Below are 17,923 nucleotides of genomic sequence, written 5' to 3'. Positions count from 1 at the left end.
CGTACACCGCCGCGGTCATGCCGGCCGGGCCGGCCCCCGCGATAATCACATCATAAATCCGTTCTTCCGTCATAAAAGGCCACTCCCCTTATTTTAAATATCGCTCTCTTATGGCATTTATACTTATTGTATGGCAGCCGCTTTTTGGCGTCCAGTACTCTGCTTACTGCTGAAAATCGTCCTCTACCATTTCTTTTACCCTCTGGCCGGTCAGTATATTCTCTTCATATTCCCGGTAAAGCTGTTTCACTTCCGGATGATCGAGCTGACGGTTCTGTTTCCACCATTTTGCCGCCTGTTCCGTTTCACCGAGCAAATATAACGCCGCTCCGTGATAAAACGCAACCGATCCGCGTTCAATCACGAACCGTTTATGATAAAGACGGGCGTAACGGCAGGCATCTTCATAATAGCCAAGATACGTACAGACCGCACTGATCCAGTGAAGGGACTCCCGGTCGAGCGGAAGGATCGCTGTAAGCACGTTCATCACTTCTTTTGAACGCTCATGCTCCCCCACGCTTTCATACAATGCGGCGAGCTGACAGCTGGCCGGCACGTAAGCACCCTCCTGGTGCACTGTTTCCAGCAGCTTTACAGCCTGTTCCGTGTCTCCGCGGTGCTGGTGCAGCTTTGCCAGCTGATGGTAAGCGGCCCAATAATCAGGCTCCTGCTCCAAAAGCTCTTCAAATAGTTCCTGGGCTTCCTGCAACCGGCCTTTATCAGCTTTTTCCACTGCCCGTTCATAAATGGTCATGTCTCCCGGATGCTCGAGAAGGCCAGGCTCATTTTCTTTAATCATTTCGAGCAGTTCCTTCGTTTCCTCTGCAAAGTCGCCTTCCGGTGCGATCTTCATATAATAACCGGCTGTTTCCGCTGCTTTTTCAAAATTGCCCTGGAAGGCATAATTGTTGGCTAGAAAGAAGTAGCATTCGGAGCGTTCCGGCTCAATTTCTTTAAGCACCCGGTCGAGGATATCGTTGGAGCGGTCAAACCGTTCCATGTCTGTATATATGGCAGCAAGCTGGCATTGAAACAATCCCTTGGAAGGTTCGAGCTCGACAGCTCTTTCCAAAAAGAGAACGGCACGCTTCAGGTGATTTTTCTGATAAGCCACCACGCCCCGCTGAAAGAAATATTCGCCTGACTGCAAGAAAGGAATAATTGCGTCTTCGTTTTTTTGTTTTGAGCCCAATTCCTTTCATCCTTCCTTCGTTTGTTTTTCTTTGTCTCTTCACGTTCCACATCAATTGGGACATTATAACACGCCCCCTGCTTCATGAAAACTCCTAGGAGCCCGCATGTTTTTTCAGCAGCCAGAGACGGCGAAGGAGGATGCGCAAAGAAAAAACCGCCCGGAGAGGACGGTTTTTTCTGCGGTCAGCCTTATTACGAACGATGTCTTTCTTCGAGAACCCGCAGCACATCATCAAGCGGAAGCTTCTGTTCCCGCAGCAGCACCAGCAGATGGTAAAGAAGATCAGCTGTTTCCCAGCTCAGTTCTTCGTGATCCCGGTTTTTGGAAGCAATAATAACTTCTCCGGCTTCTTCACCGACTTTTTTCAAAATTTTATCCACGCCCTCGGTAAACAAGTACGTTGTATAGGCGCCCTCCGGCATTTCTGCCTCGCGGGTGGCTATGACCTGCTCGAGTTCATTAATAATCGCGAACCGCCGGCCGTCGGCTGACTGCTTTTCCTCCGACAGCAGCGAACGGGAAAAACAGCTGTAGTCCCCTTTATGGCACGCAGGCCCTTCCGGCTCTACAAGCACATTTAACGCGTCACTGTCGCAGTCATAGCGGATGTCTGTCACCTGCTGTTTGTTTCCCGAGGTTTCCCCTTTATGCCAGAGCTCCTGGCGGGAGCGGCTGTAAAACCAGGTTTCTTTCGTATCGATTGTTTTCTGCAGCGATTCTTTGTTCATATAGGCAAGCGTCAGTACCTCTTTACTGACAGCATCCTGCACTATGGCCGGAATCAGGCCTGCTTCATCAAATGTTAGTTCGTCGACGTTCATCGTACTAAGACTCCTCTCTCCCGGATAAAAGCCTTCACTTCTTCAATCGATGTCTCTTTATAATGAAAGATTGAAGCCGCGAGTGCCGCATCCGCCCCTGATTTTTCAAATACATCCACAAAATGCTCTTTGGCTCCGGCGCCACCGGAGGCGATAACAGGCACGTCCACTGCTTCGCTGACCGTTCGTGTCAAAGCCTCATCAAAGCCAGTCTTGGCTCCGTCCTGATCCATACTTGTCAGAAGAATTTCGCCGGCTCCGCGGGCGGTGACTTCCCTCGCCCACTCGACGACTTCCCAGTCGGTCGGCGTGCGGCCGCCGTGGGTATAAATTCTCCAGGAGCCGAGTGCCTCATCGTATTTTGCATCAACCGCTACAACAATACATTGGGAGCCAAAATAGGTAGACCCCTGAGTAATCAAATCAGGGTTTTTCACCGCAGCTGTATTGAGCGAAACCTTATCGGCCCCGGCACGGAGCATGTTGCGCATATCATCGACCGAGCTGATGCCGCCGCCGACCGTAAAAGGAATCGCGATGCTTGCTGCTACCTGTTCCACGACATCTATCATCGTTTTCCGTCCTTCATGCGAAGCGGAAATATCAAGAAAGACAAGTTCGTCCGCCCACTGCTCATCATAAAATGCAGCGAGTTCCACCGGATCACCGGCATCCCGCAGTTCCACAAACTGTGTGCCTTTCACGACCCGCCCTTCTTTCACATCCAGACATGGAATAATCCGTTTCGTAAGCATTACTGTACCTCCTTCACGGCTTCTGCCACATCCACTTTGCCGGTATATATCGCTTTTCCGACAATGACACCTGCTATCCCTTTATCCCGCTTCTCCGCAAGATTCCGGACATCCTCCATCGTGCCGATTCCGCCGGAAGCAATAACATTTACGCCGGTCGCTTCTGCGAGCTGCTTTGTCGCCTCGACGTTCGGTCCAGTCATCGTCCCATCGGTGGAAATGTCGGTGAATATAAATGTCTCCGCCCCGTGGGCTGCCATTTCCCGGCCAAGCTCAACGGCTGTTACCTCCGAGGTGTCGAGCCAGCCGTTGACGGCTACGTATCCGTCTCTAGCATCAAGACCGATAGCGATACGGCTGCCGTGCTTTTCGAGCATATCCCGGGCAAATTCCGGATACTGCAGGGCAACACTTCCGAGTATCACCCGGTCCACGCCGTTGGATAAGTAATAGTCCACATCCTCTTCGGTTCGGATGCCTCCGCCGACCTGGATACGGACATCAAGCTCCCGCGCGGCACGAACGACGTGGGCATGATTGATGCGTCGTTTTTCTTTTGCACCGTCAAGGTCGACCATATGAATCCAGGAAGCACCCGCCTGTACAAATGAAGCAGCCATTTCAAACGGCGAATCCCCATAAACGGTCTCCTGATTGTAATCGCCCTGAAAAAGACGGACACAGTTGCCGTCCCGGATATCGATAGCGGGGTATACAATAAAATCACTCATGAGCTCCGCTCCTTTCACGGACAATCGCCCCGAAATTTTTAAGCATGCCGATGCCGACTGTGCTGCTTTTTTCCGGATGGAACTGCGTGCCCATGACTTCACCGCGGCCAACCACCGCCGGCACTGTTTCGCCGTAATCGCTTGTCGCAATTAAGACGTCCGGGTCGGCGGTTTCTATCACGTAGGAATGCACAAAGTACGCATGGCCTTCCTCCACATTTTTCAAAAGCGGATGGTCCGGCTGATGAAACTTGAGCGAGTTCCAGCCCATGTGCGGCACCTTCAGCCTTCTTCCCTGGCTGTCTTTTCCGGAAAAGCGGCGGGCATACCCCGGAAGAAACCCGAATCCTTCTGTTTCGCCGTGTTCGTCGCTGCCTTCAAACAACAGCTGCATTCCAAGGCAGATACCAAGCAGCGGCTTGCCGTCAGCCGCCCAGTGTTCAATAAACTCAAACTGCCCGTTTTCCCGGATTAAATTCATGGCATCCCGAAAAGCACCGACACCCGGAAGAATCAAGCCATCCGCTTCCGCAAGCTCGTCTGTGTGCTCGGATACAAAATAAGGAATATCCAGTCGTTCCAGTGCTTTTTTTACACTGTACAGGTTGCCCATGCCGTAATCGATGATTCCTATCACAAGCGCTCCACTCCTTTTCTTTACAGCATTCCTTTGGTTGAAGGAACGCCTTTCACTCTTGGGTCCAGCTGGGTAGCTTCATCAAGAGCCCGTGCCATCGCTTTAAATACCGCTTCAATAATATGGTGAGTATTGTGTCCGTAATGGACGACTACGTGGAGGTTCATCCGGGCTTCCACCGCGAATTTCCACAAAAACTCATGGACGAGCTCGGTATCAAATGTTCCTACTTTTGCTGCCGGCAGCTCCGCCCGGAACTCCAGGTGCGGACGATTGCTTAAATCCACAATGACCTCTGCGAGCGCGTCGTCCATCGGAATTTTAGCATGACCGTAGCGGCGGATACCCTTTTTATCGCCGAGCGCCTGTCCGAAGGCTTCCCCGAGGCAGATGCCGATGTCCTCAGTTGTATGGTGGTCATCCACCTCCACATCCCCCTCAGCCTGTACATCAAGGGAGAAATGGCCATGCTTTTTAAACAGGTCGAGCATATGGCTCATAAAAGGCACATTCGTCTGTATGACCCCGTCCCCTTCGCCGTCGATGCCAAACTGCAGGCGGATAGACGTTTCACCCGTTTTTCGTTCGACGCTTCCTGTACGTTCTGCCATTCTACTTCTCCCCCTTCCGGATATCCACTGCGCGCGCGTGTGCTTCAAGGCCCTCAATCCGGGCAATCGCAGATATATATTCCCCATTTTCCTCGAGCGCTTCTTTACTGTAGGAAATCACGCTGGATCGTTTTACAAAATCATCGACACCGAGCGGACTCGAAAAGCGGGCCGTCCCGCTCGTCGGAAGCACGTGATTCGGGCCGGCAAAATAATCGCCGACCGCTTCGGCACTGTACGGCCCTAAAAAGACAGCCCCTGCATGACGAATGGAGCCGAGCAGGTTATCCGGCTGGGCGGTCACGATTTCCAGGTGCTCCGGCGCAAGCCGGTTCACAGCTTCTACTGCCTCCGCCATCGTTTCCGTTAAGTAGATGGCTCCGTGTTTATCAAGCGATTCCTGCGCAATCTTTTTGCGAGGGAGGTCTTCAAGCTGACGCTCAAGCTCTTCGGCCACTTTTTGCCCGAGCTCCTCCGAAGTGGTTACAAGCACAGCCGAGGCGAGCTCGTCGTGCTCCGCCTGGGAAAGCATGTCGGCTGCAATATAATCCGCCCGGGCTGTTTCATCAGCAAGCACGACAATTTCGCTTGGTCCGGCAATACTGTCAATCGCCACCTGGCCGAACACTTCGCGTTTAGCCAGCGCTACGTAAATGTTACCTGGGCCGACGATTTTATCCACCTTCTGAATGCTTTCCGTGCCATACGCAAGCGCTGCTACCGCCTGCGCTCCTCCAATTTTCACGATATTTTTAATACCAAGCTCATTGGCCGTGACGAGCACCATCGGATGAAGGCGCTGGTCCTCACCTGGAGGAGAGCACATCGTAATGCTTTTTACACCGGCAGCGATTGCCGGGATGGCATCCATCATAATGGTTGAAGGATATGCTGCCTTGCCGCCCGGTACATAAATACCGACGCGGTCGAACGGAATAATCCGCTGGCCGAGCATCGTCCCGTCTTCTTTTGTCACCATCCAGGACTGCCGGAGCTGGCGCTGATGAAAATCGCGGATGTTTTCAATCGCTTTACGGATCGCTTCAAGCTCTTTATCGTTCACCTGATCATACGCTTCATCTATTTCTTCCTGCTTTACAAACAGCTCATCGAGTGTCACGCGATCAAATATCTCAGTCAGCTCAATGAGCCCTTTGTCTCCATTTTCCCGCACCTTTTCGATAATGGAGTCGACCGATTCCCGCTGCTTTTCGGTCCCTCCTTCAATGGTGCGCTCAAGCGTTACTGATTTATCCAAAGGGGTCACATTCATCATACCTGCTCTTCCACTCCTATCACCTCGGCAACACGCTCCACAAGATCATCAATAACAGTATCCTTCAGACGATAGCTTACCGGATTGACGATCAGCCGGGACGTAATCGGCACAATTGTTTCAAGCTCTATTAAACCATTCTCCTTCAGTGTCTGGCCGGTGGAAACAATGTCTACAATACGGTCTGCCAGACCGACAAGCGGGGCCAGTTCGATCGAGCCATTTAATTTAATAATTTCCACCTGTTCACCCTGCTGCTTAAAGTACTGTGTCGCCAGGTTTGGATACTTGGACGCCACCTTTGGATTTACATCGGATTTTTCATACTCTGGAAGCCCGGCTACTGCCAGGTAGCAGGCACTGATTTTCAAATCCAGCACTTCATACACGTCACGCTCTTCTTCAATCATCGTATCCTTGCCGGCGACCCCGATGTCTGCCACTCCGTGTTCAACATAGGTGGGCACATCCATCGGCTTTGCCAGGATAAAGCGCATATTTGCTTCCGGAGCGTCGACGATCAGCTTTCTGGATTCTTCAAACTCCGGAGGAATTGGGAAGCCGGCCTTACGGAGAAGCTGCACCGCTTCTTCGAAAATACGTCCCTTTGGCATCGCGATTGTCAGCCATTCATTCATGCGAAGCTCCCTCCTTCTTTTTTCCGATCATGGATACAACGTCTTCATAGGACTCGCTCAGCTGATCCACGTCCTCTACGCCGCGGATATCCTGAAGCACGACCCGTTTTCCGGTTTCGCGGAGTTTACGCGCCTGGTCCACCGCTTCCGGTCGGCGCTCCGGGCTGAACAAAATACATGTCTGGGAAGGCACAGCTCCAGTTAGGCCTAGGGCTTCGACGAGCAAATCAAGACGGAGACCGAATCCGACAGCCTGGGCCGGACGGTTAAACTGCTGCAGCAGTTCATCATAGCGCCCGCCGCTTCCAAGCGGCACGCCCAGGTTGTTGCCGTAGCTTTCGAATACGATGCCAGTATAGTAGCTCATATGCATAAATAAGTTAAAGTCGAGCTTAATGTAATCAGACAGCTCGTAGTGTTCAAGCACCGTTTTCAGCTCCTGGAGCTCTTCGACTGCTTCCTTTGCCGCCGGCGTCTGAACCAGATTTAAAGCTTCGTCCAGCGTCCGCCAGTCGCCCCGCAGGCGCAGCAGGCTGTTCAGCTTTTTCTTATCCAGGGAGGAAAGCGGTAGATTTTCCACATGCTGGCGGTAGCCAACATAATTTTTTTCGTATAAAAACCTGCGCAGGTCATCAGCGCGTTCATCATTTCCGAGCACCTCTTCGAGCAGCGCATTCACGTACCCGACGTGCCCGACGGTAATTTGAAACGTGGTCAGCCCGGTTTTTCGCAGAGCTTCGATCATAAGGGAAACGACCTCTCCGTTCGCACTCGAAGTGCCGTCTCCAATCAATTCCACACCAAGCTGTTCAAATTCTGCCGGCCGTCCGGCCTCAAGCTGCTGCGCGCGAAAAACGTTAGTATGATAAGCCAAACGGATCGGAAAGTGCTGGTTCTGCAGACCGGAAGCTGTCACCCGGGCGATAGGCGCAGTCATATCCGGGCGCAGCACCAGCGTCCGCCCCTGCTGGTCGAGCAGTTTAAACAGCTGATGATCAAGAATCGCCGAAGCGCTCCCGACCGTATCGTAATATTCCAGGGTGGGCGTTTCGACGGGCAGATACCCCCAGCTTTCCCATTCATCGTTAATGACCCGTTGTACGTTCCGTTTTGTCTGAAAATATCCCGGAAGCGCATCGCGCATCCCGAGCGGCTTTTCAAACATAAAAAGCTTACTCATACTCTCTCTCCTTTTCTTTTCACGGTGCTTTAGTTCGCTAATGTACTAACAAAATAAAGAATAACCATAGTTTACACATCTTTTTTTACACCGTCAATTTTCCATTTCCGCTTTCATTGTAACAATATTTGCTGCCCTGTCAGCCTTTTCCGCCTCCAGGAAAACGAAAAGCCGGCTCCTTTGAAAGCCGGCTTGAAGCCTACGTTCTTATCCGCATCGGACTGCCGCCGGCAAAGGCCCGTGCCGGCACGTCTTTATGCACGACCGTTCCTGCTGCCACCACAGCCCGGTCTCCAATCGTCACCCCGGGCAGAATAGTCACATTGGCACCGATCATGACCTCGTTTCCGATTACAATGTCGCCAAGGCGGTATTCATCAATTAAATGCTCGTGTGTTAAAAGCGTCGATTGATAGCCGATAATGGAATTGCTCCCAATATGGATTTTCTCGGGAAACATGAGGTCCGGCATGACCTTGTACGCAAGCGCCGTTTTTTCACCTATTTCCATTCCAAGCAGCTGCCGGTAGATCCATCTTTTCACAGATACAAAAGGTACAACCCGAGAAGCTTCAATAACAGCTGTATTTCTGAATGCCTTCAAAAATGGAACCGTCCGGTACATCTGCCACAGAGCATTGGTATTATTGCCCGGGAAATAACGATCTGTTTTTCTCATTCTTTTGTTTCTCCCACAATAGCGAGCAGATCGCTCATCCGGGTGAGCATCCAGTCCGGTTCATAATTTTTCAGAAACGATGCACCTTTGATGGTCCATTCCACTCCCGCTGTGTGCACCCCGGCATTTTTCCCTGCCAGAATATCAAACTGGCTGTCCCCAATCATAATGGTCTCCTCCGGGCGGGCATTCAGCTGTGCCATCGCTTTTTGCAGTGGTTCCGGGTGCGGCTTGGGGTTTTCCACATCATCCACCGTAATGAACGTAGAGAAAAAAGGAAGCAGCCCCAGCATATTGGCTCCTTTAACCGCAGCTTCCTTCCGCTTCGTTGTCACAATGCCAAGGGAAAAGCCGCGCTCGTACAGCATTTTGATAGTGTCGTATACTCCGTCATATTCCCGGACGAGCGTTTCATGGTTCGCCAGGTTATGGGATTGATACGTATCAATCATCTGTTCCACCTGGCTCGGATTGCTGCTGATGCTTGAAAAATTATCCGCCAGCGGCACCCCGATCCAGCTGATGATGTCATCTCTGCTGTATTGGTCAGGAGCGTAGTATGTCAGCACATGTTCATATGAAGAAATGATCAAATCATTTGTATCAATCAGCGTGCCGTCTAAATCAAACAGCAATGTATTCCATCTGGTCATGATGCTTCCCCTTTCGCTTACATCCTTATATGCCGGGACCGTCTTTACTTAAGTATCTTGCTTTTGCAAGGCCGGCCTGCCTGCGGTATAAAATCAGACTCACGGCTGCTACTATCAAGAGCACCGAAATTAACTGCGCCACCCGGATCGTATCAAACAGCATTAAGCTGTCGGTCCTCATCCCTTCAATAAAAAAGCGTCCGAAGGAATACCAGATAACATATGTTAAAAACAGCTCCCCGCGGCGTAGGTTAACCCGGCGCAGCCCTAAAAGCAGTAAAAATCCCGCGATATTCCAAAGCGATTCGTACAAGAACGTAGGATTATAGTAAGCTCCCTCAATATACATCTGATTAATAATAAATTCCGGCAGCTGCAGCCCCTCCAAAAACGAACGGCTCACTTCACCGCCGTGGGCTTCCTGGTTGATAAAGTTGCCCCAGCGGCCGATCGCCTGCCCTAAAATAATACTCGGCGCGGCAATATCAGCCAGCTTCCAGAAAGAGACGCGTTTGATTTTCGAGAAAACGATGCCCGTAAGCACGGCGCCGATCAATCCGCCGTGTATCGCAAGACCGCCTTCCCATACGGCCAGAATACTGCCTGGATTCTGAACATAGTAATCCCACTCAAAAATCACGTAATACAACCGGGCGCAGATAATCGAAATCGGTATGGCAAAAATGAGCAGATCCGCGAAAATATCTTCCGGAAGCCCACGCTTTTTTGCTTCGTAGGAAGCTAAAATGTACCCAAGCAGAGCGCCCAGGCCAATGAGAATCCCGTACCAGTAAATAGGCACAGACCCGACTTCAAAGGCAACCCGGTCGATCGGCTGTATCGATGAATAAATCATATCCCCTGCCACTCCTGACTGCTAAATGTGTAATCGTTAAAACTCTTCTTTATCACCGTCGTCAATCATCTGTTTTAACCGGTCCGAAAACTGCTGGGCCGTGTTCACGCCCATCCGTTTCAGCCGGAAGTTCATCGCCGCTACTTCAATAATAACAGCGAGGTTCCGTCCCGGCCGCACCGGAACAGTCAGCTTCTGAATTTCGGTATCGAGCACCTGAAGCGTCTCTTCATCAAGACCGAGCCGGTCGTACGCTTTTTGTTCATCCCAAAGCTCAAGATGAATCGTCAGCGAGATGCGCTTATACGGACGGACGGCGCCTGCCCCAAACAGCGTCATCACATCAATAATGCCAAGGCCGCGGATTTCAAGCAGGTTCTGGATCAGCTCGGGCGCCGTGCCGACAAGCGTATCGCCGTTCTGCTGGCGGATTTCGACAGAATCATCCGCTACAAGCCGGTGACCCCGGCGCACAATATCGAGCGCCGTTTCGCTTTTTCCGACACCGCTTGCCCCGGTAATCAGCACGCCGATGCCGTAAATGTCCACCAGAACACCGTGCATGGCTGTGGATTTGGCAAGTTTGGTGTCGAGATAGTTCGTCAGCTGGCTGATCAGCTGTGTACTTGGCAAATGTGAGCGCATGATCGGCACCCCGGTCTTTTCCGCATTTTCAATCAGCTCCGGCGGGGCCACCAGTCCCCGAGAGATGACAATGCCCGGAGTATCGTATGTACACAGCTTTTCCATGCGTTCCTGCTTTTCTTCGTCCTGAAGCTGTTGAAAAAAAGAAAGCTCTGTGCGCCCGAGCAGCTGCAGCCGCCGGGCCGGATAATATGTAAAAAAACCAGCCATTTCTATTCCCGGACGGGAAATATCGCTCGTGGTTATCGCCCGGTACAGCCCTTCTTCCCCGGCAAGAAGCTCTAATTGAAACCGCTCCTTTAAATCCGTTGCTGTCACTTTTGCCATCGTGCTGCCTCCCTCAAAAATCGCTCTGTTATATCGTGAATACGTTTGCTTTCTCTACTTCGTACGTTGTTATTGTAGCACGTTTTCAAAAGAAGATGGAACCTGCTCCGGAGGATTTCAGTTTCACTGCTGCACGAAAAAGACCCGCCAGCAGGCGGGCCATTTTTAACTTATTATAAATTTTTCCCGGTTTCCGGAAAACGTCACGTTTTTCTTCCGCTCAGCGGGTTCACGAAAAGATTGTACATCAGCATATTTAAAACAGCGATCACTACAGCAGCAAGAAAAGCCATGCCAAAGCCGGACATGTTAAAGGCTTCTCCCATTACCGCTGATGTAAGCATCAGCATCAGCGCATTGATCACAAAAATAAACAGGCCGAATGTAACGACAGAAAGCGGGAGAGTGAAAAAAATTAAAAGCGGGCGAATCACGAGATTGATCAGCGTCAACACCAAACCGGCCGCAATAGCTGCCCCAAAGCCGTCAATAGTAAAGCCGGGGAAAAACCCGGCTACTACCATTAATGCAATAGTGTTAACAATAAAAGGTACTAAACAGCCCATTAGGAGACGGCATCCTCTTCATCAGGGAGCAGCACGGCTAATACGAGATAAATCAGAAGTACCCAGGAGGTGACGGGTAAAATAACCAGCACCACACTGATAATCCGTATTAAGGAGGAATCCCAGCCGAGGTAATCTGCCAATCCGCCGCATACGCCTGTCAATTTCCGGTCTTCACGGGATTTATACAACTTCTTTTTGGCCAACCTGATCACCCTTTCAGTTTTTTATTCATGATCCTGCACGGTTATGGCACCAGTTTTTGCCGAAGCCTCCAGTCTAAGCGTTGGAGTCGAATCCGGATTGGATACAAACTGATAATACTTTTGCATGAATTCGCTTTTTTCTTCTTTCACTTCGATGTTGTCGAGCAGGCACTTGTAGTTCCCGACGTTTGTGCGGAGTACGCCCTCCGTTCGGATATCCCGCGGCGTAATCACCTTGATGCTCCCCGTTGTAGTGGAAAGAAGCGCCCGGCTCCTCTCACTCAGGGACGTGTACCGGGCCGTAATCGCCCCGTTCAGCGCCTCTGCTTCAATATCTGAAAGCGATCCGTCGTACTGAATCGAACCGTTCCATGTTTTGACGTCGGCGCTGCCGATTTTACCTTCTTTCAGCTCCACTGACCCGTTGGCTGTCTCCACTGCCAGATAGCCGGCAGAAGCATGCAGCACTGTAATTGCCCCGTTGCTTGCTTTGACGTACAGATTATCTGTCTGAACTCCGTCGATCCGGATGTCTCCGTTAAACGTCGATACATCCATTTTGTCCATCGATTTTTCCGGCACATAAACGACCGCCTGGACTTTATAGTTGCCGGACCTTGAAGCAAAGCGGAGCTTCCCGCTCCGGGAGTCAAAATCAGTTCCTTCGATGAACTCACGGCGGGCTGCGTCTTCACTTTCCTCGGTATAGGCTTTTACCTGGCAGGCAACACGGATGGTGCTGCCCTCCCACTTCTGACAGATAAGGCTTCCGTTTTGAATAAACATATCGAGCGAGCGAATGTCACTCTCCTCATGTTCAAACGTATGCTGGAAGTCTACGGCTGGGCCGAAATTAAAGTCGAGGTCAAACCGTTTGACGCGGTCAAGCGCATGATCAAAAAAGCCGGAGAGCATCGCAAACGGGTCGTCCTTGCTTTTTCTTTTCTGGCTGCCGGCTGCTTTCTTATCTGTCCGGTAGGCGCCGCTTCTCCGGGATTCGGAGGAGCCGCCTTCCCCTTGTTCCCTGCTGTCTGCCTGGGGACCGGACGATGCGCCTGATCCTTTGGCCCGGAGCAGTCGTTCTCCTTCTTCAAGAGAAATAATACCGTCTTCCATCATTTTCAGTATTCGCTGACGTTCTTCATCCATTTCATGTTCCTCCTTAGGTAATATATCAGAACCGGTACATGGACTTTTTAGCCTTCTGCTTCCTATTACATACGAAGAACAGTGGTATCCGTTTCAGTCGATTCTTCTATGATGAAGGGGTATGGGCAGCCTGCTCCGATGCTTCCCATTGCCTGGCCATACGCTCCCGCTCTCTTTCAAGTACGGGCTTTAAATAATAACCTGTATAGGAAGCCTTTGACTCCGCTACTTTTTCCGGCGTGCCGGTAGCCACAATTTTGCCTCCGCCTGCTCCGCCTTCCGGACCAAGATCAATGATGTGATCCACTGTTTTAATGACGTCGAGATTGTGCTCAATGATTAAAACAGTATCGCCATTATCCACGAGCCGCTGGAGCACCTTCAGGAGCCGGTCGATATCATCCACATGGAGACCGGTCGTCGGCTCGTCGAGGATATAAAGGGATTTGCCCGTGGAACGGCGGTGCAGCTGGGAAGCAAGCTTTACACGCTGGGCTTCCCCGCCTGAAAGTGTCGTTGCCTGCTGTCCTAGTTTTATATACCCTAAACCAACGTCATATAACGTTTGGATTTTGCGCCGGATTTTTGGAATATTTTCAAAGAAGTCCACTGCTTCTTCCACAGTCATTTCAAGTACATCAGCAATGTTTTTGCCTTTGTATTTGATTTCGAGCGTTTCACGGTTGTAGCGCTGACCGCCGCACTCTTCACATGTGACATAAATATCCGGAAGAAAATGCATTTCTATTTTGATAATACCGTCGCCTTTACACGCTTCACAGCGTCCGCCCCGGACGTTGAAGCTGAAGCGTCCCTTCTGGTAGCCGCGGATTTTCGCTTCATTGGTCATCGCGAATACCTCGCGGATATTATCAAATACCCCCGTGTACGTCGCAGGGTTTGAACGCGGCGTCCGGCCGATCGGCGACTGATCGATATCAATCACTTTTTCAAGCTGATCGATACCTTCCACGCTTTTGTGTGCACCCGGCTTCTGTTTACCGCGGTGAAGCTTCTGCGAAAGCACCTTATATAAAATATCGTTGATCAGCGTACTTTTTCCGGAGCCTGAGACACCGGTAATCGCACTCAGCAGGCCGAGCGGAATATCCGCATTCGTACGCTTCAAATTGTTTTCGACCGCGCCTTTTACCTTCAGCCAGCGGTCGGAGGGCTTACGCCGTTCTCCCGGAAGCGGAATAAATCGTTTTCCCGCTAAATACTGACCGGTCAGGGAGGCGTCGTTTCCCTTCAATTCCTCCGGTGTGCCCTCTGCGATAATGTGACCGCCGTGGCGGCCAGCCCCGGGGCCGATGTCAATGATATGATCGGCAGCAAGCATGGTGTCCTCGTCATGTTCAACGACAATCAGCGTGTTTCCAAGATCTCGCATGTTCTGCAGCGTCTGTATCAGCCGGTTGTTGTCCCGCTGGTGAAGGCCGATCGACGGCTCGTCGAGAACGTAAAGGACACCCATCAGCGCCGAACCGATCTGGGTAGCCAGCCGGATACGCTGCGCTTCCCCGCCTGACAGCGTGCCAGCAGAACGGCTCAGGGTTAAATAATCGAGACCAACATTAATGAGAAAGCCGAGCCGTTCATTGATTTCACGCAGAATCAAACGGGCGATCTCCATTTCTTTTTCCGTTAGATCGATGTTTTCGACATACGTATACGCCTGCTGTATGGAAAGGTCGGTCAGCTCCCCGACGTGAATATTTCCAAGCAGCACAGAACGCGCCTCAAGGCTCAGGCGGTGGCCTTTACACGTCGGGCACTGCTTGTTGCTCATATACTGCTGCATCTGCTCACGGGTGAAATCCGATCCGCTCTCACGATAGCGGCGGGAAACGTTGTTGAGTACGCCTTCAAAATAAATCTGGCGCTCCCGGACCTGGCCGCGTTCATTTTTATGACGGAAGGTTATTTTCTGCTGGCCGTTGCCTTCGAGCAGTATTTCCTTATGCTCTGCCGAAAGATCTTTAAATGGCGTGTCCATATCAATATTAAAGTGATCGCAGGCCGAGCGGAGCAGCTGCGGATAATACTGGGAGCTGATCGGCTCCCATACAGCGATGGCATGCTCCCGGAGGGTCCGGTCCGGATCCGGAACTACAAGGTCGCTGTCCACTTCGAGCTTGCTGCCAAGACCGTCACATGTCGGGCAGGCGCCGTATGGACTGTTAAAGGAAAACATTCTCGGCTCAAGCTCCCCGATCGAAAATCCGCATTCCGGGCAGGAGTGATGCTGGTTGAACCGCATTTCCTTTTCACCGACAACATCAATCAGTACCTTCCCCTCCCCGAGTTCTAGGGCCGTTTCCAATGAGTCTGCGAGCCGGGACTCCACCCCGTCTTTAATGACAACGCGGTCCACCACTGCTTCAATATCATGCTTTTTATTTTTTTCGAGCTTGATTTCTTCTCCGATGTCGCGCATTTCTCCGTCCACGCGAATACGCACCAGCCCTTTTTGCTTCAGCTGGTCCATCACCTTCACATGCTCTCCCTTTCTGCCGGCAATAACCGGAGCGAGAATCTGCATTTTCGTCCGTTCGGCATAAGCCATCATCTGATCGACCATCTGGGAAATGGTCTGGGAGGTGATCGGCACATGGTGGTACGGACAGTAAGGCGTACCAACCCGCGCAAATAAAAGCCGCAGGTAGTCATAAATTTCCGTTACGGTGCCGACTGTGGAGCGCGGGTTCTTGCTCGTCGTTTTCTGGTCAATCGATATTGCCGGGGACAGTCCTTCAATGGAATCGACGTCCGGCTTTTCCATCTGCCCTAAAAACTGGCGGGCATATGCGGACAACGATTCGACATACCGGCGCTGCCCTTCAGCATAGATTGTATCGAAGGCAAGCGAAGATTTCCCGGAGCCGGATAATCCAGTCATAACGACCAGCTGGTCCCTCGGAATTGTCACGTCAATATCTTTTAAATTGTGGGACCTCGCCCCCTGAATCTTAATGTTATCTGCTGCCATTCGTTGGTCATCCTTCCGCTTTAAGTTCTAATACCATATCGCGCAGTTCCGCTGCGCGTTCAAACTGCAGGTCTTTGGCCGCCTGTTTCATTTCGTCTTCCATTTGGTCGATCACTTTTTTCCGCTCCGACTTGCTCATTTTATCGAGAGCCGGTTTATCAATATCGGATGAATCCTCTGAGCTGACCGTTGCCTGGATCAGGGCAGGGATTTCTTTCTGGATCGTTTTTGGTGTAATGCCGTATTTTTCGTTATGCGCTATCTGGATCTCGCGGCGACGGTTCGTTTCACTGATCGCCACATCCATCGACCGCGTGATTTTGTCTGCGTACATAATAACATGCCCGCGGTCGTTCCGGGCAGCACGGCCCATCGTCTGGATAAGGGAGCGTTCCGCGCGCAGAAAGCCTTCCTTGTCCGCATCCAGAATACCTATCAGCGACACTTCCGGAATATCGAGCCCTTCACGGAGAAGGTTAATGCCGACCAGAACATCAAACTGGCCGAGGCGAAGCTGGCGGATAATATCGATCCTCTCGAGCGTTTTAATATCCGAGTGCAGATACTTCACCCGGATGCCGAGCTCTTTTAAATAGTTGGTCAGATCCTCCGCCATTTTCTTGGTGAGCGTCGTTACGAGCACCCGCTCGTTTTGCTCCCGGCGTTCATGAATTTCGCCGATCAGGTCATCGATCTGTCCTTCAATCGGCTTCACTTCCACGGTAGGGTCAAGCAGACCGGTCGGCCGGATAATCTGTTCGATAACTTCCGGTGCGTGTTCAAGCTCATACGGCCCCGGCGTTGCGGAAATGAACATCGCCTGGTTAATCCGCTCTTCAAATTCATCAAATTTCAGCGGACGGTTGTCCATCGCAGACGGAAGACGGAAGCCGTGATCCACGAGCACCTGCTTTCTTGCCTGGTCCCCGTTGTACATACCGCGCACTTGTGGAAGCGTAACGTGGGACTCATCCACCACGAGTAAAAAATCATCCGGAAAATAGTCAATCAATGTATACGGCGCATCCCCGGGGTTCCGGAAGGTCAAATGCCTCGAATAGTTCTCGATGCCGGAGCAAAAACCCATCTCCTGCATCATTTCAAGGTCATAATTAGTCCGCTGTTCGAGCCGCTGCGCCTCAAGCTCCCGGCCATTCGCCCGAAACTTTTCGAGCTGCTCCTGAAGCTCCTGCTGAATATTTTTAATGGCACGCTGCATTTTTTCTTCCCTTGTCACAAAGTGGGATGCGGGGAAAATTGCAGTATGCGAGCGTTCGCCGATAACCTCGCCGGTCAGGGCGTCCACTTCAGTGATACGGTCGATTTCATCGCCAAACATTTCAACACGAATGCAGTGCTCGTCTCTTGAAGCCGGAAAGATCTCAACGACATCGCCGCGCACGCGAAACGTCCCGCGCACGAAATTAATGTCGTTACGTTCGTATTGAATGTCTACGAGCTTCCGAAGAATCTGGTCCCGTTCAATCTCCATGCCGGTCCGGAGCGAAAGCACCAGGTCCCGGTATTCCTCCGGAGAACCGAGGCCGTAAATGCAGGAAACACTGGCGACGATAATAACGTCCTCCCGCTCAAATAAGGCGCTCGTCGCCGAGTGCCTTAGTTTATCAATTTCATCGTTAATACTCGCGTCTTTTTCAATAAATTGGTCCGTCTGCGGTACGTAGGCCTCCGGCTGATAGTAGTCGTAATAGCTCACAAAATATTCCACCGCATTGTTTGGAAACATCTCTTTAAATTCATTATATAACTGCCCGGCCAGTGTCTTATTGTGCGCCATGACAAGTGTCGGCCGGTTCACTTCTGTTAACACGTTGGAAACGGTGAACGTTTTGCCGGTCCCTGTCGCTCCAAGCAGTGTCTGGTATCTTTTGCCGTCGCTCAACCCTTGAACCAGCTTTTCAATCGCCTGCGGCTGGTCGCCCGCGGGGTTATATTTACTCGCCAGTTCAAATGTTTCGTTCATATTAGTCCCTCACTTCCTG

18 protein-coding genes are annotated in these 17,923 nt (G+C 51.4%); all 18 read right to left on the bottom strand.

Translation table 11 applies throughout. The annotated features are described in order from the left end of the window. Positions 1–163: 163 nt before the first annotated feature. A complete protein-coding gene (locus tag ACTRXH_RS14615) occupies positions 164–1,195 on the bottom strand; it encodes a tetratricopeptide repeat protein (protein WP_474282757.1) in 1,032 nt (343 codons plus the stop codon). Between the two features lie 194 nt (positions 1,196–1,389). Further along, positions 1,390–2,019 carry a bifunctional phosphoribosyl-AMP cyclohydrolase/phosphoribosyl-ATP diphosphatase HisIE gene (gene hisIE / locus ACTRXH_RS14610; RefSeq protein WP_322526898.1) on the bottom strand — a complete coding sequence of 210 codons (630 nt, stop codon included), beginning with the start codon at positions 2,017–2,019 and terminating at the stop codon, positions 1,390–1,392. Then, positions 2,016–2,774 carry an imidazole glycerol phosphate synthase subunit HisF gene (gene hisF / locus ACTRXH_RS14605; RefSeq protein WP_474263057.1) on the bottom strand — a complete coding sequence of 253 codons (759 nt, stop codon included), beginning with the start codon at positions 2,772–2,774 and terminating at the stop codon, positions 2,016–2,018. Before hisF ends, hisIE begins: the two co-directional genes overlap by 4 nt. Next, positions 2,774–3,505 (bottom strand): 1-(5-phosphoribosyl)-5-[(5-phosphoribosylamino)methylideneamino]imidazole-4-carboxamide isomerase, encoded by a 732-nt coding sequence (gene hisA, locus ACTRXH_RS14600; RefSeq protein WP_474282755.1) that lies wholly within the window; start codon positions 3,503–3,505, stop codon positions 2,774–2,776. Before hisA ends, hisF begins: the two co-directional genes overlap by 1 nt. After that, on the bottom strand, positions 3,498–4,142 hold the full coding sequence (gene hisH, locus ACTRXH_RS14595) for an imidazole glycerol phosphate synthase subunit HisH (protein WP_474263061.1): 645 nt from the start codon (positions 4,140–4,142) through the stop codon (positions 3,498–3,500). The genes hisA and hisH overlap by 8 nt, the downstream gene beginning before the upstream one ends. Before the next feature lie 20 nt (positions 4,143–4,162). After that, positions 4,163–4,753, bottom strand: a complete 591-nt coding sequence (gene hisB, locus ACTRXH_RS14590) for an imidazoleglycerol-phosphate dehydratase HisB (RefSeq protein ID WP_474263063.1) — start codon at positions 4,751–4,753, stop codon at positions 4,163–4,165. Between the two features lies 1 nt (position 4,754). Next, entirely contained in the window at positions 4,755–6,026 is a 1,272-nt protein-coding gene (gene hisD, locus ACTRXH_RS14585) for a histidinol dehydrogenase (RefSeq protein ID WP_474282759.1), read from the bottom strand. Then, positions 6,026–6,667 (bottom strand): ATP phosphoribosyltransferase, encoded by a 642-nt coding sequence (gene hisG, locus ACTRXH_RS14580; protein ID WP_474282753.1) that lies wholly within the window; start codon positions 6,665–6,667, stop codon positions 6,026–6,028. Before hisG ends, hisD begins: the two co-directional genes overlap by 1 nt. After that, positions 6,660–7,847, bottom strand: coding sequence for an ATP phosphoribosyltransferase regulatory subunit (locus ACTRXH_RS14575; RefSeq protein ID WP_474263065.1), 1,188 nt, complete (start codon positions 7,845–7,847; stop codon positions 6,660–6,662). The genes hisG and ACTRXH_RS14575 overlap by 8 nt, the downstream gene beginning before the upstream one ends. A 199-nt stretch (positions 7,848–8,046) precedes the next feature. Continuing rightward, positions 8,047–8,526: an acyltransferase gene (locus tag ACTRXH_RS14570; RefSeq protein WP_322526891.1), complete on the bottom strand. Its 480-nt coding sequence runs from the start codon at positions 8,524–8,526 to the stop codon at positions 8,047–8,049. Next, the gene (gene ppaX, locus ACTRXH_RS14565; RefSeq protein WP_474282751.1) at positions 8,523–9,179 is read right to left on the bottom strand and encodes a pyrophosphatase PpaX; all 657 of its coding nucleotides are present in this window, start codon (positions 9,177–9,179) and stop codon (positions 8,523–8,525) included. Before ppaX ends, ACTRXH_RS14570 begins: the two co-directional genes overlap by 4 nt. Before the next feature lie 25 nt (positions 9,180–9,204). Further along, positions 9,205–10,035: a prolipoprotein diacylglyceryl transferase gene (gene lgt / locus ACTRXH_RS14560; RefSeq protein ID WP_474263069.1), complete on the bottom strand. Its 831-nt coding sequence runs from the start codon at positions 10,033–10,035 to the stop codon at positions 9,205–9,207. Between the two features lie 36 nt (positions 10,036–10,071). Next, complete coding sequence (gene hprK, locus ACTRXH_RS14555) at positions 10,072–11,007, bottom strand: HPr(Ser) kinase/phosphatase (RefSeq protein WP_462866298.1); 936 nt, start codon at positions 11,005–11,007, stop codon at positions 10,072–10,074. A 203-nt stretch (positions 11,008–11,210) separates the two neighbouring features. Continuing rightward, positions 11,211–11,573 (bottom strand): phage holin family protein, encoded by a 363-nt coding sequence (locus tag ACTRXH_RS14550; RefSeq protein WP_091613443.1) that lies wholly within the window; start codon positions 11,571–11,573, stop codon positions 11,211–11,213. Further along, entirely contained in the window at positions 11,573–11,779 is a 207-nt protein-coding gene (locus ACTRXH_RS14545; protein ID WP_091613446.1) for a PspC domain-containing protein, read from the bottom strand. The genes ACTRXH_RS14550 and ACTRXH_RS14545 overlap by 1 nt, the downstream gene beginning before the upstream one ends. Before the next feature lie 21 nt (positions 11,780–11,800). Next, the gene (locus ACTRXH_RS14540) at positions 11,801–12,928 is read right to left on the bottom strand and encodes a DUF4097 family beta strand repeat-containing protein (protein ID WP_474282749.1); all 1,128 of its coding nucleotides are present in this window, start codon (positions 12,926–12,928) and stop codon (positions 11,801–11,803) included. A 106-nt stretch (positions 12,929–13,034) separates the two neighbouring features. Continuing rightward, complete coding sequence (gene uvrA, locus ACTRXH_RS14535) at positions 13,035–15,920, bottom strand: excinuclease ABC subunit UvrA (RefSeq protein ID WP_474282747.1); 2,886 nt, start codon at positions 15,918–15,920, stop codon at positions 13,035–13,037. Between the two features lie 7 nt (positions 15,921–15,927). Continuing rightward, a complete protein-coding gene (uvrB, locus tag ACTRXH_RS14530) occupies positions 15,928–17,904 on the bottom strand; it encodes an excinuclease ABC subunit UvrB (RefSeq protein WP_474278360.1) in 1,977 nt (658 codons plus the stop codon). Positions 17,905–17,923: the final 19 nt, after the last annotated feature.

This window comes from Marinococcus sp. LNHM5E3-2.1 (assembly GCF_056034365.1).
Note: the sequence above shows the minus strand (reverse complement) of the source record. Positions and strands in the feature narration are given on the sequence as shown.